At 42.8% G+C, this 20,834-nt stretch carries 24 protein-coding genes and 2 tRNA genes; 6 read left to right on the top strand and 20 right to left on the bottom strand.

What is annotated here, in order from left to right:
• The first annotated feature begins 7 nt into the window (after positions 1-7).
• From JW872_03255 to JW872_03270, 4 genes are all read left to right on the top strand, one after another.
• Positions 8-967, top strand: a complete 960-nt coding sequence (locus JW872_03255) for an HAD-IA family hydrolase (protein ID MBN1549653.1) — start codon at positions 8-10, stop codon at positions 965-967.
• A 10-nt stretch (positions 968-977) separates the two neighbouring features.
• The gene (locus JW872_03260) at positions 978-1,913 is read left to right on the top strand and encodes an HAD-IA family hydrolase (GenBank protein ID MBN1549654.1); all 936 of its coding nucleotides are present in this window, start codon (positions 978-980) and stop codon (positions 1,911-1,913) included.
• 118 nt (positions 1,914-2,031) lie between these two features.
• Positions 2,032-2,823 (top strand): HAD-IA family hydrolase, encoded by a 792-nt coding sequence (locus JW872_03265; GenBank protein MBN1549655.1) that lies wholly within the window; start codon positions 2,032-2,034, stop codon positions 2,821-2,823.
• On the top strand, positions 2,820-3,731 hold the full coding sequence (locus tag JW872_03270; protein ID MBN1549656.1) for an HAD family hydrolase: 912 nt from the start codon (positions 2,820-2,822) through the stop codon (positions 3,729-3,731). The genes JW872_03265 and JW872_03270 overlap by 4 nt, the downstream gene beginning before the upstream one ends.
• A gap of 21 nt (positions 3,732-3,752) precedes the next feature.
• On the opposite strand, the gene JW872_03275 is transcribed toward JW872_03270, so the two are convergent.
• On the bottom strand, positions 3,753-5,027 hold the full coding sequence (locus tag JW872_03275; GenBank protein MBN1549657.1) for a cysteine desulfurase: 1,275 nt from the start codon (positions 5,025-5,027) through the stop codon (positions 3,753-3,755).
• Positions 5,028-5,203: 176 nt separating this feature from the next.
• On the opposite strand from JW872_03275, the gene JW872_03280 reads away from it, so the two are divergent.
• Positions 5,204-6,226 carry a hypothetical protein gene (locus JW872_03280; GenBank protein MBN1549658.1) on the top strand — a complete coding sequence of 341 codons (1,023 nt, stop codon included), beginning with the start codon at positions 5,204-5,206 and terminating at the stop codon, positions 6,224-6,226.
• Between the two features lie 79 nt (positions 6,227-6,305).
• Complete coding sequence (locus tag JW872_03285) at positions 6,306-6,731, top strand: hypothetical protein (protein MBN1549659.1); 426 nt, start codon at positions 6,306-6,308, stop codon at positions 6,729-6,731.
• On the opposite strand, the gene JW872_03290 is transcribed toward JW872_03285, so the two are convergent.
• The 19 genes from JW872_03290 to JW872_03380 all read right to left on the bottom strand — a co-directional run bounded on the left by JW872_03290 (position 6,726) and on the right by JW872_03380 (position 20,797).
• Positions 6,726-7,886: a type II/IV secretion system protein gene (locus JW872_03290; protein ID MBN1549660.1), complete on the bottom strand. Its 1,161-nt coding sequence runs from the start codon at positions 7,884-7,886 to the stop codon at positions 6,726-6,728. The two genes, JW872_03285 and JW872_03290, sit on opposite strands and share 6 nt — an antisense overlap.
• A gap of 9 nt (positions 7,887-7,895) precedes the next feature.
• Complete coding sequence (locus JW872_03295; protein MBN1549661.1) at positions 7,896-8,414, bottom strand: hypothetical protein; 519 nt, start codon at positions 8,412-8,414, stop codon at positions 7,896-7,898.
• A gap of 6 nt (positions 8,415-8,420) precedes the next feature.
• Positions 8,421-8,816: a hypothetical protein gene (locus JW872_03300; protein ID MBN1549662.1), complete on the bottom strand. Its 396-nt coding sequence runs from the start codon at positions 8,814-8,816 to the stop codon at positions 8,421-8,423.
• A 131-nt stretch (positions 8,817-8,947) separates the two neighbouring features.
• Positions 8,948-9,220 (bottom strand): HU family DNA-binding protein, encoded by a 273-nt coding sequence (locus JW872_03305; GenBank protein ID MBN1549663.1) that lies wholly within the window; start codon positions 9,218-9,220, stop codon positions 8,948-8,950.
• A 174-nt stretch (positions 9,221-9,394) separates the two neighbouring features.
• Positions 9,395-9,480: transfer RNA gene (locus JW872_03310), tRNA-Leu, on the bottom strand.
• Between the two features lie 7 nt (positions 9,481-9,487).
• Positions 9,488-9,561 (bottom strand) — tRNA-Cys (locus JW872_03315).
• 15 nt (positions 9,562-9,576) lie between these two features.
• Entirely contained in the window at positions 9,577-10,041 is a 465-nt protein-coding gene (locus tag JW872_03320) for a rhodanese-like domain-containing protein (protein ID MBN1549664.1), read from the bottom strand.
• Between the two features lie 67 nt (positions 10,042-10,108).
• Positions 10,109-10,957, bottom strand: a complete 849-nt coding sequence (gene lepB / locus JW872_03325; GenBank protein ID MBN1549665.1) for a signal peptidase I — start codon at positions 10,955-10,957, stop codon at positions 10,109-10,111.
• 11 nt (positions 10,958-10,968) lie between these two features.
• Complete coding sequence (gene lepB / locus JW872_03330) at positions 10,969-11,808, bottom strand: signal peptidase I (GenBank protein MBN1549666.1); 840 nt, start codon at positions 11,806-11,808, stop codon at positions 10,969-10,971.
• 14 nt (positions 11,809-11,822) lie between these two features.
• Positions 11,823-12,692, bottom strand: a complete 870-nt coding sequence (locus JW872_03335; protein ID MBN1549667.1) for a M23 family metallopeptidase — start codon at positions 12,690-12,692, stop codon at positions 11,823-11,825.
• Positions 12,689-13,360: an ABC transporter ATP-binding protein gene (locus JW872_03340; protein ID MBN1549668.1), complete on the bottom strand. Its 672-nt coding sequence runs from the start codon at positions 13,358-13,360 to the stop codon at positions 12,689-12,691. The genes JW872_03335 and JW872_03340 overlap by 4 nt, the downstream gene beginning before the upstream one ends.
• Positions 13,357-15,045: a BatD family protein gene (locus JW872_03345; GenBank protein MBN1549669.1), complete on the bottom strand. Its 1,689-nt coding sequence runs from the start codon at positions 15,043-15,045 to the stop codon at positions 13,357-13,359. The genes JW872_03340 and JW872_03345 overlap by 4 nt, the downstream gene beginning before the upstream one ends.
• Entirely contained in the window at positions 15,026-16,111 is a 1,086-nt protein-coding gene (locus JW872_03350; GenBank protein ID MBN1549670.1) for a hypothetical protein, read from the bottom strand. The genes JW872_03345 and JW872_03350 overlap by 20 nt, the downstream gene beginning before the upstream one ends.
• A gap of 3 nt (positions 16,112-16,114) precedes the next feature.
• The gene (locus tag JW872_03355) at positions 16,115-16,591 is read right to left on the bottom strand and encodes a hypothetical protein (GenBank protein ID MBN1549671.1); all 477 of its coding nucleotides are present in this window, start codon (positions 16,589-16,591) and stop codon (positions 16,115-16,117) included.
• An 83-nt stretch (positions 16,592-16,674) separates the two neighbouring features.
• Complete coding sequence (locus JW872_03360; protein ID MBN1549672.1) at positions 16,675-17,184, bottom strand: hypothetical protein; 510 nt, start codon at positions 17,182-17,184, stop codon at positions 16,675-16,677.
• Positions 17,185-17,256: 72 nt separating this feature from the next.
• Positions 17,257-18,306, bottom strand: coding sequence for a VWA domain-containing protein (locus JW872_03365; protein ID MBN1549673.1), 1,050 nt, complete (start codon positions 18,304-18,306; stop codon positions 17,257-17,259).
• Positions 18,240-19,232, bottom strand: a complete 993-nt coding sequence (locus tag JW872_03370) for a VWA domain-containing protein (protein ID MBN1549674.1) — start codon at positions 19,230-19,232, stop codon at positions 18,240-18,242. The genes JW872_03365 and JW872_03370 overlap by 67 nt, the downstream gene beginning before the upstream one ends.
• Positions 19,233-19,235: 3 nt before the next feature.
• Positions 19,236-19,964 (bottom strand): 1-acyl-sn-glycerol-3-phosphate acyltransferase, encoded by a 729-nt coding sequence (locus tag JW872_03375; GenBank protein MBN1549675.1) that lies wholly within the window; start codon positions 19,962-19,964, stop codon positions 19,236-19,238.
• Positions 19,961-20,797, bottom strand: a complete 837-nt coding sequence (locus JW872_03380) for a hypothetical protein (GenBank protein MBN1549676.1) — start codon at positions 20,795-20,797, stop codon at positions 19,961-19,963. The genes JW872_03375 and JW872_03380 overlap by 4 nt, the downstream gene beginning before the upstream one ends.
• Positions 20,798-20,834 lie beyond the last annotated feature (37 nt).

Below are 20,834 nucleotides of genomic sequence, written 5' to 3' on the forward strand. Positions count from 1 at the left end.
CATCCCTATGAACCGGTTACTCAGAGTAGTTTTGGGATTTATCGGCCTCGGTATAGTGATCTATGCAGGGCGGAGCCTCCTCATCTCTAGGGAAGCATCAGAGCTGGAGGCCCCAACGGAACCTTGTCCTCTCCCAGAACCACCACCAGATGAACCTGCCCAGATTAAGGCGGTTATGTGTGGTTTAGGGGATGTCCTCATCAAGAGCTCCTCATATAAATTGGTTCGGTCTATTGGTCTAGGCGATGTCATGTGGTACACCTCAACAGGAGGACATACGACAGATGACCTGAAAAATATGATGTTTTCATTTATTGATTATATGGCTGAAGTCGAAAACAAAGAAAAACGATCAAGTAGCAAACGCACACCAACCATCAAAGGCCATCCTATGTCCCCAGCAATGATTCTATGGAAAAAAGGAAAACTATCCAGTGTTGCTATGCTAGAAATAGCACTTCTACATGTTGAGGATATGGACAGAAACGGAGTATTTGAGTCTGAAGTCGAAAAGCGTATTGCTACTAATATGGCCAAGGCGTTGCTTGATCCAGAAACGCAAGCAAAAAGCAAAGATGAAATTCTAGATTCAACCAAAATCATTCGTATGCTTGCTAGTCAAAAGGATAAATCTGGAAAACGTAAATACATATTCATCTTAGTTTCCAACACCGAAACAGAACTCATTCCACTGCTTACACAAAGATTTCCAAATATCTTCAATATCTTTGATGATGTCATAATGTCTGGTGATATTGGCATGATGAAACCAGATGAAGATATCTACGATTATATCCTCGAGAAGTACAACTTAAAACCATCAGAATGTGTATTCCTGGATAGCGCACAAGAAAATATTGAAGCAGCCGAAGACATTGGAATACACTCAATTAAAATACAAAAGGGATGCTACAAACAAGTACGAACTGGACTTGCTGATCTTGGCATGCTCCCCGCATCAAAGTAAGGGAATGGGAATGAACTTACGTCGCTATCTGTCTATTGTTTTCTTTGTATGGATCTTAATGAGCGTTATCCCTGATATACAAGCGAAAATATTGGTTTTTGATATTGGGGGCGTACTCCTCAGAACTAATACAAAAAAAGCAATGAATTTGATGGGATACGGCAACCTCGTATCATATACTTTTTCATTCCACAATCCTGTAAACCTTCAAGAAAAATCATTCAATGCCTTGCGTACTATCAAAGATTTATCGATTAGGCCAAACCACGAAAAATCTACGTATCTTGGCACACCCTTGCCAGATATTATGGCTGCATGGCTTCGAGGAGATATTCCATGCCAAAAGTTACTCGCTATGGCACAAACTGCAGTCCTCGACAAAATACAATCCAAAACAACACGGGCAATCTTTAGCGCAATCTATCATTCCATGTTTGATCCCAAAACCAACTGCTCCATTCAGGAATTCGTACCAACGGCTCTTCAGTTGGTTCGCGATCTGAGAAAAGAAACTGACGCAGCGGGCAATCGCATTCACAAATTCTACATCCTCTCGAATTATAATGATGAAGCATTTAGAGAACTGTACCTCAATAACACTGATATTTTTGACGAATTATTTGATGGATTATTGATCTCGGGAGATGTGGGACTTATCAAACCAGATCCCGCCATTTATAAACTCTTGCTTACTGAGTACAATCTTGACGTCGATGACTGCTATTTCATCGATGATCAAATCGAAAATGTACATGCAGCAACGAGCGTTGGCTTCACGGGAATCCATTGTAATAATTTTAATTATCTGCAGATTAGACAGCGACTCATCAAGGACAAGCTCCTTACGCTATCAACATCTACACGTAGAACCACTCCAAGAAAGCCTAAGTCGAAAAAAGCTCAGGTACAACATAAAGATACAGCTCTCACTGCTACATTTACTTAATTACCCCACTAGGAAAAGATTCAACCGGTATATAGACGACACAAGTTGTCTCTTGCTCAAGATCTCGCTAGGCTAGGTCATACCCCTATTAAGATTCACGAATTGAAAGTCGAGAAAGATGAAGAAGCTTATTTTTCTTTTGAGTGCATGCGTTATATCAGTCGATCTCTGCAGCACTCCACCACGAGCCTTAATCATAGAGCTCGAAGATGTTGTGCTTCGACCAGATAAACTTGAGGCCATCAAACAGTTGGGTACCGCCATGGCGTACTATGTATTAAAACATCCAACTATAGATCCTAACTCGATGATATACGGAAAATTTTTCAGGGAACTTACCAAAGTCCGTATCGCAGGTCTCGTCAATAATAATGAAGGTGATTTTCACTGGGGTCATAGGGTTCCCCCTGTATTAGCAACATGGCAAAAGGGAGCGCTACCCTGCAAACAACTACTTGAAGCCACTGAAAAGACATTCAGACATTTATGGCGCAATGAACGTACAGTGCTTACACGAATAGCGCACATGGCACTCAGTCCGATAGGCTATCGCGATACGCATACGCTAGTTGACGGAGTAGAACGATTTTTACATCAACACCACCGATATCGCCTCTTTCTCACCGCTAACTGCCATCAAGAAACGTTAGAGGTCTTACGACAAAAATACCCATATGTGTTTGAAGCATTTGAGGGGATTCTTATTTCTGGTGAAATACGCACGACCAAGCCTGGTCCAGAATTCTATCGTCAACTTATTGGTCGATACCAACTCAATCCAGAAGAATGCCTCTGCGTTGAAGCAAAGGATGCCAATGTCTCAACCGCACGATCGCTGGGGATGCAGGCCATAAAATTCAGCAATTTTGTAGATCTAGAAAAATTCTTGCGTGAACAGGAACAAGAATGAAACGGCAACTTTCAACACTCACTATACTAACTGCTCTTGCAGCCCTCGTTCTATACACCTTCATTCCCCGGACACACACAACTCAAAAACCTCCTCACAAAACTCCACCCATCAAGGCCATTTGTTTTGATATTGGAAGTGTACTCCTCAAGCGCGACATCGCTAAAACGCTGTGGTACATTGGACCAAAGGATGTCATAGCATATATGGTCCTTGATATGAAAAATCCACTCGAACTTGAAAATAAAGCCCTCAGCATCATTGATTATATGACAGAAAAAGAGGGTGTTGCAGATCCAGACGACAATCCCCCAACCGAAAAGGGCCATCCCATCTCCAAGAGTATGGGAGAGTGGCAAACAGGGAAAATCTCTAACCAACAAATGCTACAAAAAGTAGAAATAGCAATCCATGAACTCCGCAGCAAGGGTCTCTTTGAAAGCGAGCGAGAGCAAAGAATCGCACTCCATCTAGCACAGATTATTTTTGATGCGCACGCATCAACCATTACACGTAAGGAAAACCGTCAGGTTACAAGCCTTATTCCCATCATTAAAGCGCAACACTCAGCATCTGGTGAACCACGCTACAAGCTCTTGATCTTCAGCAACATCGATCAAGAAAGCATCCCTGAGGTACAGCAGCAATTCCCTGAATTATTTTCTCAATTTGATGACTTCATCGGGTCAGGAAATATCGGTGTTATGAAACCATCTAAGGCCTTTTATAAACATGCTCTTGATAAGCATCATCTCAAAGCACACGAGTGTGTCTTTTTAGATGATCTTGAAGAGAACGTACAAAGCGCACAAGAACTTGGTATTCATGCTATTCATTTAACCAAACATAATATAGATGATGTCAAAAAAAAGCTGGAGCAGTTAGGTGTACTCCCTGCTCCAGCATAATCAAAAAACTTGTATCACGGTTTAGCGGGCAATTTCATCAATAACTTCAAGGAAGTAATCAACTTCTTCTAACGTATTATAGAAACAAAAACTTGCGCGAACCGATGTATCAAATCCAAGTAATTTTCCAAGCGGTTGTGCACACTGTTTTCCTGCACGAACGCAAATACCCTTAGTATCAAGGAATGCTGCAATATCATGGGTGTGCATGCCATCGATGAGAAAGCTTACCAAATGACCATGCTCTTTAAGGTGATTCACCGGCCCCAATAATTTCACGCGTGGATATTGTGAAAGTCCTTCAATCAAACGTGATACGAGAGCCGCTTCGTGCACGCGAACCTCTGCCGCGTCAATATTACGATCAATATAATCCACGGCTGCCGCAAGACCTATAACTTGAGCGATACCTGGCGTACCAGCTTCAAGCAGCTGTGGCATAGGCATCCATGCAGCGTGTTGGTAATCTGCGGCTAGCACCATTGCTCCCCCAAACTGATATGGTTGCATCTGAGCATGCATACTCTTGGCTACATAGAGAACCCCAACACTGGTAGGGCCAAACATTTTATGACCAGAAAATACAACAAATTCACAGCCAATATCACTAACATTAACAAGCTTACGCGCAACTGATTGAGCAGCATCAATAAGCACCTTTGCACCAACTTTGTGCGCCAAAGCGGTAATAGCCTGCACATCAGTTACTGTACCCAAAACATTGGATACATGCGTTGCCGCTACAAACTTGGTCCTAGAACTCAACATTGCTGCATAGGCTTCCATATCCAATGAACCATCTTCATTCAATGGAATTATTTTGAGAATAGCACCTGCTGCCTTACACGCTTGCTGCCAAGGCAAGAGATTACTGTGGTGTTCAAGAGCTGTCGTAATGACTTCATCGCCAGGCTGCAACTGGTAACGCAGCCATGAGTCGGCAACAATATTACATGATTCCGTGGTTCCCTTGGTAAAGACAATTTCTTCTTCGCGAGCGCCAATAAACTCTGCTACCGTTTCTCGGGCTGCCTCAAACATTGCAGTCGCTCGTTCTGCGCGTTGATAGATACCACGATGCACGTTGGCATTATGATTGATATAAAAGTCCACAAGAGCATCGATAACATGCTGTGGTTTTTGCGTTGTAGCCCCATTGTCAAAATAGACAATCGGTCTCCCATTGATTTGCTCACGCAAATACGGAAAATCGTTCCTGAGGTGTTCCATTTTTGGCTCTGTTGTTAGTGTCATAGCTACCCATCCCATCAAGCATAGTGCTTCCAGTTTCTTCATTACTCCTCCTGGCTTAAAAGACCTATCATCCAATCTAAAACAGACACACCCCTTTTTCAATGGTTATTTCTTCACCCCCTCAGCCATTACCCTGAAACTGCTAAGTAATCTTGACCCTAAAGAGCTAATTTTCTTATTCTAAGAGAGTAGGGAAGCAGTCCAAAGGGGAGCTGTTGATGAAGCACATACGCCAGAAAACACTTATTTTGTTCGTGCTTACGGGCATCATGCTCTGCCCAATCAAGACTGAAAGTGTGAAGGGGAAACGATACCGACAAAACACAACCCCAACTGTAACTACATACTGGCTCCACGATAACGAGAAAACCTTCTCTAGGTATGAATCCTTCTACAAACCAGAATCTATTTTTGAAGTATTTGATCGTAACTTTTTCGAAGATACGATGGTTCCTCAAGCGCCAATTACCTTCCGAAATGACCCGACACAATCAGTCAACGGCAAGGTCCTTATGGAACAAGCTGAAGAAGCAGTAAAGGAACTGAAACAAGGCAAGAAAAAACTCACGCATTTCAAGCTGTTAAAGAATAAAAACTACGACATGTCAGATAATACAGGACTGATTGTCCTGAAATACAATGACTACCCATTTATTCTCAAACTTTTTATGGAAACACCGGAAAGCTTTATCACACCGCAAGACAAAGGACTCCAACACCAAGGCATGTATCTCATATCAGGCGGTATGAATCGATACCTATCCGGGTTATATCGCATTAAGAATATGGCATTGATCAAAGAAGAAATGAGCAAGAATGAAATCTGGAATGATTTTGTAGATTTTCCACGCAAATGGCACTGGCTGCCTGAAGATGTTGATTGGTTTGAAGTTCGAGGTGACAACTTTACCAGCGAAGAGCCACTCTACACACAACTCCCAAGTGCATATGGTATTATTGTTGACCAGATCATCTCCGATGTGCGACTAGGTCACATTAAAAAATATTATGGGCGCTCTATCTTCAAGTACTGTAAGGATTTCAACTTCAGACCGGATCCTAATTTGAAAAATTTCATTGTAGAAAAAGATACCAATAAACTCGTATGTATTGATACCGAATACTTCGCACCATTACTCGGCATGGACCCCAATAAGATGGATAACCTTGAAGGATATTGGGATCTACATGTCTATGCAGCAAGTCGATTCTTTAAAGAAGCATTTCTTTCTGTTACCTAATAGCACAAAATGATAGACAACAAACACTCCATTTTTATATCATGCAGCCATTAGTTACCTCACAAAGAAGGAGTCCCATATGACTACTCGTTTGATTACATGCTGCACATTGTTATTTGCAGGAACTATTTGTGCCGAAGAAATTGCGGATAATAGAATTCCATGTCCTCCAAAACCAACAACAACTGAGGCCTCCCCATCAATCTGGGAACAGGTATCATCGGTGGATTACGTCGGTAGCGCTAAGAATTCTTGGACGTATTTTCAAGAAAAAATATGGCCAATGATGGCTGAATATATGCTCTTTCTTGATAAGCTCAATCCTGATGCCGTGAAGATCTTGTTATGCGCATCAATATTTAACGTTGCACCCTATGCTTTTAATGGCTTCATTCCACGCACCATCGCTCGGGGTGTTATCGCAACAGCAGCTGTTGCTCACCTAACGCGATTGATTCATCATTTGGGATATGATCGTCACATCAGGACAGCCCTCACATCATAATAAAACACGTGCAAGTTCGTTGAGGGTTATTGTTCCCTCTATCACTTTGTGCTTTGCATCATCCAGGAGGGTTTTCATACCCTCCTGCCGAGCTTGTTGTTGTAATTCATGATAACGAGGTTGATGGACTACTAAATCACCCAATGCATGAGACATAAGCAGCAATTCAAAGATTCCCGTTCTTCCCCGATATCCAAGCATAAAACACGCATCACATCCCGCACCTTTGTATAATGTTGTCGCATACAGCCCGATCCGTTCCATGATAAGACGATCTTGAGGCCGAGGCCTCATCTCCGTTTTACACAAAGGACAAATAGTTCTCACTAAGCGCTGCGCTAGCACACCAGTTACAGCAGCATTTAGAAGAAATGGCTCTATACCCATATCAAGCAGTCGCACTAATGCTCCAGGCGCGTCAGTTGTATGCAAGGTGCTAAACACCAAATGTCCTGTTAATGCAGCCTCAATGCCAATACGTGCGGTTTGTTTATCCCTGATCTCGCCGATCATAACTACATCAGGATCTTGTCGTAAAATGGCGCGAATACCTTTTTCAAACGTAAACCCAACTTCAGGATGTACTTGCCCTTGAGTAGTTCCATCGACATCGTATTCAACAGGATCTTCCAACGTCACTACATTTTTTTCTGGCGTTACAATCTCAGAAAGAGCCGCATACAAAGTCGTCGTCTTTCCAGAACCTGTCGGTCCTGTCACTAAAAAGAATCCGCTTGCTCGTGTAATAAGATCATGAAAATGTGAGAGCATGCCAATAGAAAACCCCAATTGATCAAGATCCATCGTGGTATGCGTACGATCTAAAATACGGATAACAACTTTTTCACCATGAATCGTGGGAAAGGTAGAAACACGTAAATCAATGGTACGTCCTCGTAATGTCACACAAAACTTACCATCTTGGGGAATCCGCTGTTCCGTCGTATTGATCCGCGACAATACCTTCACACGGGCCACTACTTGTTGCATTGTTTCTGACGATACTATGGTATACGGATACAGTACACCATCAACACGGTACCGCACCCTAAGCCCGTCATCTGATGGCTCTAAATGCACATCAGACGCGTGACGTTCTATTGCCGTTTCAATAAGAGAATCAACTAAAGAAACAATGCCACCACCCGAAGCCATTGTTGCAACCTACAAAGTAAAATCGTTGTCCAGTATATCGTCTAATGTTTCTGGTTCTTCATTCTCTTCTTCATCATCAATTTCTGTTTCTGACTTTTCATAGAACTCTCGAATTACTTCCAGAATATCGCGCTTAAGTCCTACATGAAATTGAATGTCAGCGGAAACATAATCGCCTAAAATTGGTAGTAAATTTGGATCACTCGGATTACTTGCAATCACAATCAAAATGTTTCCATCAAGTTCATAAGGAATCATTGCATTCCGTGTAAGCACATCTTCAGGAATATTGGTAAGCAGCTCTCTATCAAAAAAGAGTCCAATCACATCTGTTGCGGGAACGTTGTAGTACGAGCTCAAAGCTCGTAGGAGCGCTTGCTCATCTACAAGCCCCTCTTCTAAAAGAAAATCATCAAAACTTTCTTTTGAACTTTTTTCAAATTCCTGTACGTAGATTTGCGCATCCTCTTTCGTTATGCTTCCCGTATTCAACAGAATTTTTGAGAGACCTTCAACAAACGATGCCATACAGCATTACCCCACTTTTGTGCCAAAAATAAAACCTACTACGACACAAACAACATGCGTCACATGCGATTGTGCCCACGCAAACCACACCCGCGTGACACCATCAATAGTATCCGTCGGCGCAATGCCTGTCATGTCTTTAAATTTATCCCAGTTAAATATAAAAAAACCAACCCCCATATACTCAACTACCTTAATCAAAAGAAACATAGCAAGAAATAGAATTATAACGGAACGCAAATACCGTTTGATTAAAAAACCGCAAGCAAACCCAACACCTACGTATGAGACGAGCTCTGTTGCGGTATTTGCGGACAAGTCAAAACGTTGCAAAAAGTTACCCCATGAAAAACCCGAAAACCATCCTTGTGGTTGTACAGGTACCGGGCCCAGATTATTCATTATATCTCCTCACATATCGAAACTTTATGCCATACGTATTATGGCTGAGTATAAAGAGAGATAGGAGGGTATAGCAAGAAAAAAAAGGGAACACCTTTGATGGTGTCCCCCATACTTCCAAGTGAACCGGTCTAGCGCACCTTACCACGAAGGGCTTTACCTGGTTTGAACTTAGGAACCTTCTTCGCAGGGATGGTCATCTTTTTACCTGTTGCTGGATTTACACCCGTGCGTGCTTTTCTCTTGATGTTGGTAAACGTCCCGAAACCTGTAAGAACCACTTGCTTGTTGGTTTTTAGAGCGCCGCCGACGACTTCGATGAACGCTTCCAAACAATCTTTACAGTTTGTTTTGGAAGTCTTGGTCAAGCGAGCCATCTTTTCGACTACCATTGCTTTGTTCATTTAACTTCCTTTGCTCCTGAAATGTCATCATGAGCAGGGCTAAATAAAACTAGTACTCTGGATGAACAATAGTGACACAAAATTCTTTTGTCAAGGAAGAAGATACAACATTATTTTTATGTTGTTTTTACCGTAAAAAAAGGTTTTTTGCATGACATGATTGGGAGCACGTTTTGGTACCGAGGGCCGGACTCGAACCGGCACGAGCAAAAGCCCGAGGGATTTTAAGTCCCTTGCGTCTACCATTCCGCCACCCCGGTACTTATTTGGAGGCGACACCCGGATTCGAACCGGGGATCAGGGTTTTGCAGACCCATGCCTTACCACTTGGCTATGTCGCCTTTACGTTCATATTACTATAATAATCCATAGTCGACCATATGCTGGTGCAGGGTCTCTGCCGTGATATGATCTGCATCATCCCAATAATCCAGCGGCCGCTCATTTTCCCCTGTTAAATAACCAGACTGTGCCGGCCCTTCAGTTGGAAAACCAAGCTGATACCACTCAGCAATTCCACCCTCGTATGCCTTTACATCGGTAAATCCAAGAGCCTTGAGTCGATCTCTGGCTATACCACTTGCTGTACAGGAATAATTAGAACAATAGAACACAACAGGAACATTTTTATCCACTTTGGTAGCAAAATCATCTACCAAATCAAATGGGACACTGACTGATCCTTTGATGTGGCAATCAAGAAATAGCTTTTTATCTAGAACATTAATGACCAAATAGGAATCATTGTAAATCGTCTTCCCCACAGCACATCCCAGGAGAATAACCGATAAGCTTGCTAGCAAAATGCCAAGTCTCTTCATAGTATTTTCTATCCTTTGTTACGAGAGATACAAAGTAGCAGAATCATTTTAGGAGGCAAGCTCTCATTTATGAAACCACCTTAAGACAGCGCCGCCATCTCACTTTAGACCAAAATCCGATAGGGTGTTTTAACAGATCAAGTATCCACCAGGATTCAGAACTATCTACTGAGAAAATGCACACTTTAATTTTTCCGTGTATGAGATTCCCATCTAGAATGCCCCATGTCCGCGAATCAGAGCTGCCCAATCGATTATCGCCCATAACCCAATACTGATCGGGTCCAAGTACTACTTTGAACGTATCTGCCCCAGGCGCATCAATCTTTGTTCCAGGATGCTTTATGGTACGCATGCCAACCTGTTTGATGTATCGTTGTGCACGCCGTACGTCAAATGCATCCATATTATAAAATGGCTGATCATAATATGGCCGCTTAGGATCATACGAACGCCATGTATATGCAGAGACAGGAACGAGAGGGTATTTGTTAAGATATGGTTCGTCTAATTTTTTTCCGTTAACGTAGACCACTGGCTTATCATCTTCAATCTTACCCTCTACGGTATCGCCAGGAATACCAATGACACGCTTGGTCCAGTTCGCAGGTCCCCAAACATATTTTTGCCAAAGGAATACAACAGAATTTGACGAATAATCATATGTCGGATCATTAAAGGTAATAATTTCGCTATTTTTAGGAGGAGAAAACATGATAGTAAACTTATCAGCAAAAAAGCGCTCACCGACCAACATGGTTGTTTCCATAGAACCCGTTGGCACCTGATAAAGACCAAAAATAACAGTTCGAATCAAGAAGGCAATAACAATAATAACAACAAGTTCACGAGCTTCTTTTTTTAGTCGTTCTTTTTTGCTTTCAGTAAACAACCATGCCTTAAGGGCTTCTAGCATTGATATCTTCCTTATAGTTTTTTAAACGAACGATTCCAGCGCACCGAGTTCCAAAAAGAAAAAGGATGGTGAATCAAATCAAAGATCCACCATGATGCGCGACTATCAACAGACCAGAGACGGTAGATAACCTTACCATGAATCAAGGATTCATCCAAGACGCCCCAATCACGAGAATCACAGCTTCCTAAACGATTATCACCCATTACCCAATATTGCCCTTTACCAAGCCAGACATCAAACTCATCCGTCCCTCTCTCCCCAACGACTGGTGCATCAGGACGTTTGACAACCTCCTGCCCATGATTTTCATACCATTTTTTTGCGCTTTCAATCTGCTGAGTATCAAAACGATAAAATGGTTGCTCTTCCAGTGCCAATTCGGGATCATACACTCGCCACGTATCACGATACGGATCAATAGGCATAAGTGGATACGTATTCACATACGGCTCATCCAAATGTTTCCCATTCAGATAAATAACCGGCTTTCCGTTTTCAATTCTTCCAACAACATGGTCCCCGGGAATACCAATCACACGCTTTGTTAAATTACGCGGGCCCCACAAATATTTCTGCACAATAAGCTTCATTCCAGACGATGCATATTCAAAATTAGGATCGTTAAATGTAATGACATCACCTCGCTGTACCGGCTGAAAAAGCACACTAAATTTATCAGCAAAGAATCTCTCACCAACCAACATGGTCGGCTCCATCGAGCTACTTGGTACCTGATATAAACCATAGCCAAATGTACGAACAAGTAATGCAACCGGCAAAACAACAATTAACGCCTGAATATATTCAACAACAACATCCAAATTTCTTTTTTTTAACCACTGAATCACTCCACACTCCCTTTTTATGCTAAATAATGCAATGGATTCACCTGCTTACCATGCGCATACACCTCAAAGTGTAAGTGGTCTGCAAGCCGACCCGACTTCCTAACCAATCCCGTGTCTCCGACAAGGCCCAATGTTTGACCCTGTTGTACTCTATCACCAACGCGACACGTAATACTATGTAAATGTGCATACCGTGTTTTGTATTTTTTGTTATGCGCAACCACAACTGTCTTTCCATATCCCTTATTCACACCAGCTTCAATCACCACACCACTCCGTGCCGCATACACCGGCGTTCCCTTCATCGCAGCCATATCAATTCCATAGTGGAAACCCCATGAGCGATTTGGATTGCGACGTGCACCATAAAACGAACTTATCCAGAACCTAGATCGATCCAGGGGCCATGACAATTCAATATCACGAGGCTGTTTCGTATGTTTTTTGGAGCGCAATTGACGCGATAACAATGATCCATGCTGTTTGCTGATAGAACGACGTTTGCGAGAGGAAGTTTTTTTATTCTGTGCATCAAGATGAACAAGCAAATTGCCCAGATTGCGCTCACGAATATACTCTTCTAGGGACTCTTTGAGATACGCTGGCTCACGATTCACAACAAGGAACGGTTGTTCTTTTTTTTTTTCATCGTCACTCGCAATAAACGGGACAAGCTCATCAGGAGTACGAGACCGCGCAAATTCGGGAATCGCTTTTTGAAATGCAACAGTATAAGTATGGTACTCTTCTTGAAGCTCCATTACGCGGTTCATCTGTTGTCGTAATTTACCATGCGAGTACACCAATAAACATGACATCGACGCCATCGTACCCAAAAGAAAAACGGTAATAACTTTTAACGAAAAGGCCGAATCATATCTCATAGGACTTCAATAGCTCTTCCTTCAATCCAACCACGGACACTCCTATCCCCCGCTCTCACTTTATACCATCCTTGTTCATGTTGATAAAGAACGAGTTCGCACGCAGCAGAAACATTACAGCGTTGCGGATAGGTTGATGCAGGACCAGCGTATAACGTTGTATCATTGATAACAAATGCTCGCGCGCTTTGCTCGCGAGTATACACAAAGTACGCAAGAAAAAAAGATAGCAATGAAACCATAATCATTCCTGATCGAAGCACTACACCACCCCAACCAAAGACCAACAAAAGCATCAAGCATAATGCACATATAAGCGCACTAATCTGCCACACCCAACGCGGAATCACCACCAAACATTCGTTCATCATACGCTTGTACCAACCCTGCCATGAACGATCAATGTGTTGTCCCAATTCACTCTTGATAATATCAATATTATAGAGACTATCACGTAAGATCTGACCGTCGGCACCACGCGCGGCTCGCTCAAATGCAACTAATGCACGAGGCAGTCGATTAAGGTGATATAAGCCCAATCCAATCATATACCAATCTGCAACGGTTTTCTGCTCCAACGCCTGGTGCTCATGTACAACTTTGCGCCAATCAGTATCATTCGCCTGCAGCGACATCATTACACATGATATGAGTACAAGTCGTTTCATAATCGCTTCTCAAATCTTTGCAACCACACCTTTGACGACCGCACTAGATCTTCATCATACGCTTTTGCACTAAACGCATGCTCTGCATAACGAAGAAAATCTTTACGCCATGATTTAAGGTAATCCTCCATGCCAATTTTTCGCAAACACTGCTCAATAAATAATTCCGACACCTCCTGCTCAGAGACACTACAACGATCCGCAAACAATGAGATCCATGCCTTGTAGAGTGCAACCGGATTACGATCACGCGCACAGACGGCAAACCGCCTCCTGGCACGCCGATAGGCAAATCGATATCGCAACTGCCTATTATACTTACGGCGATACCATCGTCCCAACCGCCACATACCGTAACCACCGCCTCCACCAAAGATCGCGCAACATGCAAGTACTATAAGCCACCATGCAAATCGGGATGATTCACGATGTAATGGTAGTGGTCGAAGCGACTCCTTTCCACCATGAGGATCATCCTGAACTAATGACGATGACTGCAATGTCACAGGTCCACTCTGAGATAAGGCCGAAGTAATTTTAAGCAAATGTGGTAATGTCGGATGCGTAGAATACTCACCCACCGTATAATCAAAGAACGTGTAAGTTTGTTCAGGAATCCCATGTACTCCTTCTTGAGAAGCCTGAACCACATACTCAAACGTTTTATCCCACCCATATTCATGGCGCATTATTGATGATGTGGAATCGTAATAGCGTAATCCTTGCGGCAAATGTAGCGGTGGAGCTTCAAGCCCTTCAACATTTCCTTCTCCCGAGACCGTCAGCCTCACAACAATACCCTCTCCCACTTTGGCGCTCTCGTGTTCACAAGAAAGTTCAGTTCGCGTGATATGGCCAATACCGTGTACCACTCCATCGTAGGAAGGCAATGGTTTTACCCTGATAGGACAGGCATTAGATTGCACAATAATTTGTTCTTTTGATTGCCCAAACATGTCATCAAATAAGAAACTCATACGATGACGTTTGACTGGAACCGCACACGGTACCGACAGCGAAGGCACAATGTGCTCACCAGGTGTATACTGATATAACTCAAGTGTATGTTCAATAACACGCTCACGGTTACGCACAAATTCTCTTGTTGTACTTGGATCAACTGCACCAATAACCCAACCAGGAAAATCAGCATTTAGCGCCTGTATGATCTGCACTCCTTCGGCAGCGCAAAAGGACATCGTAACCTTAAGCGGTTCACCAATAAATACCGAATCTTTTTCTGCTTTTAATTCGAGTCTAGCCTTCTGTTCCATTTGTGGTTCATCATACACAGGAGTATTACCCACCGTAATCTCAAGAGGCTCTGATGTACTTATCTGTCTCTCCAGCTTGAGAACAGCGGGCCCAACTGTATACGTATCCTGCATATCACATCTAACAGTGTGATAATAGCTCACCGTACTTTCTGTTACGCCGTTGATAACATGAAGTGTTGACGCAACATGCACTGATCCTTGCTCAAAGTCCTCCAGCCCCTCAATCTGTGGAGCTTCTTCAATTTGCTGCTCGCTGGTCACCGTTGCCACAAGATAAAATGGGATTCCAACTGCTGGCTGCTCAAGCGGTTGTTTATGAATATCACACAACGAGAGTGACACCGATGGCTTCCCAGCAAAGCTGCTCGCAATCATACACAAAAAAAGGCTACCAATTCTTCTGACCATACTGTCCCGACATTGTTTGTAAGACATGTTCTCTGATCATTTTTTTATACTGCACCGTGTCGTAACGTTCAACCTGTGCAAGCAAGGCTTCTGTTTTTTCGTCATAAATTTCACCCGCCTGTGGCTCAACTACGTCATGCGACTGAAGTTCCATCTTTTGGCCATCAGTGGCATTCTGTTGCGCCGTTGAAATATCTTGAGGTGAGCGCCCACTCATGTCATCTCGCGCAATATCTGCCTGTTCTTTTTTCTGATCTTGGCGATTACCAAACTGATCTTGTTCTGATGCAACATCCTGTTTAGGAGATTGTTTTTCCTGCGTGCTATCGTCACCATTTTGCTTTTGATCAGGCTCCTGTGGATCATTGTTCTGATCTTCACGGATATTGTCTTGAGGATCATCGCTCTTAGAATAATCACCTGCCTCTAATTCAGATGGATCGCTTCGATCACCGTTATCCTCTTGATGTTTATCAGAATCTTGTCGTTGTTGCTGTCGATCTTCGTTTTTATCGTGAGGCTCAGATTCACCATCTTCTGAGTCTGAGTGATGCTGTTCTTGTTGTTGCTGTTGTTTTTGTTTATTTTTGAGATTTTTTTCATGCTCTTGTCGTTGGTGGTCCTGCTCTTGCTGTTCCTGCTTCTCAAGCATCTGCCGCACAACATCTGCGTTATGTTGTGCTCGTTTGTGGCCTGGATGCAACCGCAAGACATCCGTGTATGCTTGCAGCGCTGATTGGAGATTTTTCAACTGGACCGATTCGTTGCCCATATTGAAATATGCTTGTTCCAGAAATGATTGCGGTTGTGTGTCGATACCATATCGCACTGCACGATCAAAACAATGATATGCAAGCTCATGCTCCCCCTGCGCGTGATATACACATCCCGCATCATAGTTCACGACAGGATCTGAAAAAAATTCTGTTAGCAGATCTTTGCACAGCTCTTGTAAGACACTGCAATCATCGCTGACAAGACGCGCGTGCTGATAGTAACCGAAAGGACCTGCTGCCTGAACCAAGGTGCACCAGCATAATAACGCATAGCAGATCTTAAACATCACTGATTAATATCCCAGAGCTGCTGCGTCTGACATTTCACACATATGTACATCATGGGCGCTGCGGCCTTTGCCATTAAGGGCATTGGGATCGGCCCCAAGCTGTAAAAGACATTCTCTCAGCGCCATAATTTGTTCCTGTGAAAGAGATTTATTATAGATCGCCTTTCCACTCCAACGAGCGACTAGGTGCAATGGCTGATCTCCCTCAACCTCCATCTTACCTCTTACCATCGTTAACTCACAACTTGGCGAATCAAGAAACACGCGAGTTTCTGGCTCTCCTGGTTTAAATTTCTGTAACAATTCCAACGCCTCTACAAACTTTGTCTGTCCTAAAAGCTTTTCAAAGTGCTCGCGCGCCTCTTGAGCGCGTTTCAATGAAGTACGTACCAATGCAGTGTGTGCTTGGACTAAAGATTCTTGTTCGTCCATAGCATGCACACATACACATGCAAGGCTCATCATAATCACATATTTCATAGGTGTCCGCCTTCTCTAACAATTGTGTTTATTATAAAGCGCTTCTCCTACCCCAACATTAATCTGCGCATATTACATATTAGTTAGTCATTCTCATGTGGAAGAGCAACTGCTATACGACCCCGCCGAAGCATCTTCAAATCAAGTTTTATCCCCAGACTGGCTGCCGCACATGCCATACCATAACGATACTTGTGTTCTGGAGTACCACTCAAAAAATTCAGCGCATCTTTACGCGCACCAAGCTGTAAAAGTCGATTTTGCAGCTCTTCGAGTTTTTCAACAGAAAGGTTCTTTTCATAGACAGCTTTGCCTAATAAGAAAGACACACAATGTAATGGTGTATCACCAGTTGGTCCCGTAGCACTCTGAAGAAAAGCCACAGTCATGCCTGAGCCTCGATTAAGAGAGTCCAACACTCCCATGGCCTTTTCAAAATTATGAGCATGCAGGTGAAATGCAAATATATCTCCTATTCCAGGACCAGCGTATTCCGAAGGACCGGGTTTCTGCAATACGTCACCAACGACCCGATCCATTGCATGCATCGAGAAGCAAAAAAAACTCATAAGAGACACAAAACAATATTTCATATCAAGACTCCATCAAGACCTACCATGCTATAATCCTCCATCTTAAAATAGACCCCCATTTCCATCATGCATCTATACTACCCATTCTATCAAAAAACAAACCAAACTGATCGCTGCAAAATAATAATAACGATCCTCGAGAGCATCAACCCTATTAACATCTAGGAGCTCTTTTTCATACCGTTCCACATCTGCAATAAGATGTAATATATCACTATCGCTTTGGCTCATACGGTAATACCGCGCTCCAGTATCAACGGCCAGAGTGTGAAGTATTCCTTCATTTAACCGTGAAATAACAATCGAACCCTTACTATCTTTTTGCACACCAACTTGTTTTCCAGATTGATCTAATACAGGAACTGGCGCACCCTCAGGTGTACCAATACCCAAGGTAAAAATGCGCAGCCCCAACTCACTTGCACGTTGTTTAACCGTTGCCAAATCAGATGAAAAATCTTCACCATCGGTCAACACAACCAATAATTTATTTTGACGCTGCGACATTGATTCAAACAACTGAATCGTTTTCATAAGCACCGCATCGAGTGCAGTTGTTCCAGATGAAATTGTTTCCACGTCAAGTGAATCTAGAAACATATAAAACGCAGCATAATCTTGTGTCAGTGGACATTGCACAAATGCAGAACCTGAAAACACAATCAACCCTACACGTTCACACGAAAGTTTTTTAAGTAATGTTCTTATCTTATCTTTTGCAGCTTCTAAACGATTTGGCTTCACATCCTGCGCAAGCATGCTCCGAGAAATATCCAATGCAATAAATAGATCACGCCCATGCTGTTGCTCATGCTCATCTTTTTTACCCCAGCGTGGTTGTAATAAAACAAGAAACAAACACACAATACCAACCGATAATAATGCTGATTTAAAAAAATCCTTCTTATATGAATAACCACGCAACAACAGTGATTGCCATTTTTTGTGAGCTAATACCCTGGCTAAACGCACACGCTTGACACTGCGCCACCAGACAAGCATAAGCATAAATAGAAAGACAAAAATAAACTTTACTGCAAGAGGATTACCCAATGTCATAACATAAACCGTATCAATGTCGTTATACACAACTGTATAAACAATGCCAATACAACTAACCATACTAATGGGCCAACATAATCCTTATAATGTGCAAACAATGATGCATCATGATTAGTACGTTCTAATCGATCAATTTGATCATAAATTAATCGAAGCTCATTAGGCTTACGTGCTTCAAAAAACTTACCTCCCGTTGCATGTGCAATTTTTTCCAATAGAGGTCTGTTCAACGTAGCTCCTGCAGGAATCAAACCAAACTGTGGATGAACCATAAAGCCCCCACTCTCACTCCCAATACCAATGGTGTAGATTTTCACATCAAGTTTTTGTGCAAGTTCAACAGCGAGTCGCGGACTACTATCCTCTGCTGTTGGTTCGCCATCTGTTAATAGAATAATGATTTTGCTTTTTGCTTTCGCATGCCGCAGACGGCCAAGCGCAGTTAATAACGCTGTTGAAAGCACTGTGCCTTTTTCATCAATCACACCGATATCCAATGATGCAACAATCTCCTCAAGCACATGCTTATCGAGCGTCAACGGACAACGTGAAGCGGATTCGCGACCAAAGATTACTAGACCAATGGGATCATTCACGCGACGTTTAATAAAGCGAATCGCCTCTTGTTTGGCAATCTCGATACGAGATAGCTGTGTACGTTCATCATCGCTACAGGCCATACTACCCGATACATCCATGACTAGAATAATATCGACACCCTCGACATGCACCAGCGATGATGGATCCAATTGCTTGACCCGACTGGTCAATAAAATTAAACCACCGAATACAATCATCTGCAGCATAAAAATTATCCAACGATATGTTTGAAATCCATGGGAATAGACATGCTTAACCACTGATGCAAGTGGATAGACATACGCCGGCTGTCGGTGCCAACGCATACGACACCACACAACAAGGGCAACTAGCGCAGTAAGCGCAATAGCAAGAAGTGAATATTGAAGATGTGGAGCAAGATCCACGCGCTATAACTCCTGTTGCTCCAAGAACCAAGTGCGCACACGAGCTGTAAAGGCACCCTTATCCTCACCTTGATTATAGGTGAATGGCTCACCTATGGTTACCGTAATAGGAGCCCAATGTACCCACAGTGATTTTGGAGGCATAACTTTATCACTATTTCGTATCATTACCGGAACCACGGGATACCCCGTCTGTTGCGCAATGATAGCAAACCCAGTAAAAAAATCACGCACACCATCATCAGTATAACGACCGCCCTCTGGAAACAATAAGACGTGCCCGTGCAACTTGGTTGCACGATCAACTGCCTGCTCAATAGCACTCACGGCTTTACGCGGGGCACTTGGGTCAACCATCACCTCAAGCCTACGTATCACAAAACCAAAAATGGGATACTGAGCTAACCAGTTAATAAATAAAAAAACATGAGGCTCGCCACGCGCAACCATACCTAATAAAGGCGCATCGATTGATGATCGATGATTCCCGATGAACACACACCGCGTATGCTTTGGGATATTTGCCATACCCTCATATGAAACAGGAACCCACCACGATTTGATAAATAACCAGAAAACAAAATGTTCAATTTTATAGATAAAGGTACATTTGAATCGCAATGATTCTGGCAATAACGCAACTATCACACCCGGAATTGCAAATACAATAAGCGCTACCAGAAAGACTACGCCATAACTCACTGTTCTTAAAATATTTCCTACACTCATCATATCTCCTCTCCTTTAACATACCGCTTATGATCCTTATAAAGCACCATCGTATATATCGTTGTTAAAAATGAAACTGAAATCGGACTCAATACCATCAACACATACCATGGACTATAGGAAAGAGATGGAATCATCGAGAAGGAACGCAAAACAGGATAGAGCCCCTCAAGCACTAGAATACTGACACCGAGAAATAACAAGTACGAAAGAATCGAAAGAGGTAGCGTATACCACACCATAGTATAAGCACGCACAAATGCTCGCCAGAGAGAGCGGATCCCTCGACGATCATCTAATGCGAAGAGCATCAAAAACACAAATACCGGCATAATAAGTGGAACTAGGGAACAAAATGAGGAGAGCGGATTCACATAGCCCGGGAACACGCCAATAAAGTGTAATGGCCACCACAGATAAAACAGCCCATCTCCAAGAAGCTCAAGCACACGACTATCAACAAATGTAAGCTCTTTAAAATGAGCGAAAATAGGAACTACCATAATCAAAAGGACAAATAAACTATAGGCGATAAAAAATTTAAGCCCATGGCTTCCGAAATACGACTGATAATAACCGATACTCTTCTTACGCGTAGAAGGTCGTACCGTAAGAAACAAGAAAAATAAGACCATAAACCAGCCAAGCCCGCTCAAGAGATAACTCTCTAGGTAATCCGCAAGAATCGCAAGGCATACCAACCACCAAAAATACGTTAAGAATGTAACATATACCGCCTTTGTCGTCTTACCTGTCACCCACAGAAGCTGTCTCAAGGACTCCCACTGAAAAATGAGTTTAAGCAACTCCCACCACGACTTAAACACTACCTTCATAGTCTCTCCCTTTATTATAGGCCTTCGATACTACGAA

This window comes from Candidatus Babeliales bacterium, from assembly GCA_016929235.1.
GTDB lineage: Bacteria > Babelota > Babeliae > Babelales > JABCYS01 > JAFGJD01.

Excerpts from the sequence above, each read along its gene's own strand:
- JW872_03380 (MBN1549676.1), bottom strand. The coding sequence starts at position 20,797 with ATGAAGGTAGTGTTTAAGTCGTGGTGGGAGTTGCTTAAACTCATTTTT.
- JW872_03295 (MBN1549661.1), bottom strand. The coding sequence starts at position 8,414 with ATGGCATCGTTTGTTGAAGGTCTCTCAAAAATTCTGTTGAATACGGGA.
- JW872_03320 (MBN1549664.1), bottom strand. The coding sequence starts at position 10,041 with ATGAAGAGACTTGGCATTTTGCTAGCAAGCTTATCGGTTATTCTCCTG.
- JW872_03270 (MBN1549656.1), top strand. The coding sequence starts at position 2,820 with ATGAAACGGCAACTTTCAACACTCACTATACTAACTGCTCTTGCAGCC.
- JW872_03355 (MBN1549671.1), bottom strand. The coding sequence starts at position 16,591 with ATGAAATATGTGATTATGATGAGCCTTGCATGTGTATGTGTGCATGCT.
- JW872_03345 (MBN1549669.1), bottom strand. The coding sequence starts at position 15,045 with ATGGTCAGAAGAATTGGTAGCCTTTTTTTGTGTATGATTGCGAGCAGC.
- JW872_03265 (MBN1549655.1), top strand. The coding sequence starts at position 2,032 with ATGAAGAAGCTTATTTTTCTTTTGAGTGCATGCGTTATATCAGTCGAT.
- JW872_03375 (MBN1549675.1), bottom strand. The coding sequence starts at position 19,964 with ATGATGAGTGTAGGAAATATTTTAAGAACAGTGAGTTATGGCGTAGTC.
- JW872_03275 (MBN1549657.1), bottom strand. The coding sequence starts at position 5,027 with ATGAAGAAACTGGAAGCACTATGCTTGATGGGATGGGTAGCTATGACA.
- JW872_03305 (MBN1549663.1), bottom strand. The coding sequence starts at position 9,220 with ATGAACAAAGCAATGGTAGTCGAAAAGATGGCTCGCTTGACCAAGACT.
- JW872_03280 (MBN1549658.1), top strand. The coding sequence starts at position 5,204 with ATGAAGCACATACGCCAGAAAACACTTATTTTGTTCGTGCTTACGGGC.
- JW872_03300 (MBN1549662.1), bottom strand. The coding sequence starts at position 8,816 with ATGAATAATCTGGGCCCGGTACCTGTACAACCACAAGGATGGTTTTCG.
- JW872_03260 (MBN1549654.1), top strand. The coding sequence starts at position 978 with ATGAACTTACGTCGCTATCTGTCTATTGTTTTCTTTGTATGGATCTTA.
- JW872_03340 (MBN1549668.1), bottom strand. The coding sequence starts at position 13,360 with ATGAAACGACTTGTACTCATATCATGTGTAATGATGTCGCTGCAGGCG.
- JW872_03365 (MBN1549673.1), bottom strand. The coding sequence starts at position 18,306 with ATGGTTAGTTGTATTGGCATTGTTTATACAGTTGTGTATAACGACATT.
- JW872_03255 (MBN1549653.1), top strand. The coding sequence starts at position 8 with ATGAACCGGTTACTCAGAGTAGTTTTGGGATTTATCGGCCTCGGTATA.
- JW872_03335 (MBN1549667.1), bottom strand. The coding sequence starts at position 12,692 with ATGAGATATGATTCGGCCTTTTCGTTAAAAGTTATTACCGTTTTTCTT.
- JW872_03285 (MBN1549659.1), top strand. The coding sequence starts at position 6,306 with ATGACTACTCGTTTGATTACATGCTGCACATTGTTATTTGCAGGAACT.
- JW872_03360 (MBN1549672.1), bottom strand. The coding sequence starts at position 17,184 with ATGAAATATTGTTTTGTGTCTCTTATGAGTTTTTTTTGCTTCTCGATG.
- lepB (MBN1549665.1), bottom strand. The coding sequence starts at position 10,957 with ATGCTAGAAGCCCTTAAGGCATGGTTGTTTACTGAAAGCAAAAAAGAA.
- JW872_03290 (MBN1549660.1), bottom strand. The coding sequence starts at position 7,886 with ATGGCTTCGGGTGGTGGCATTGTTTCTTTAGTTGATTCTCTTATTGAA.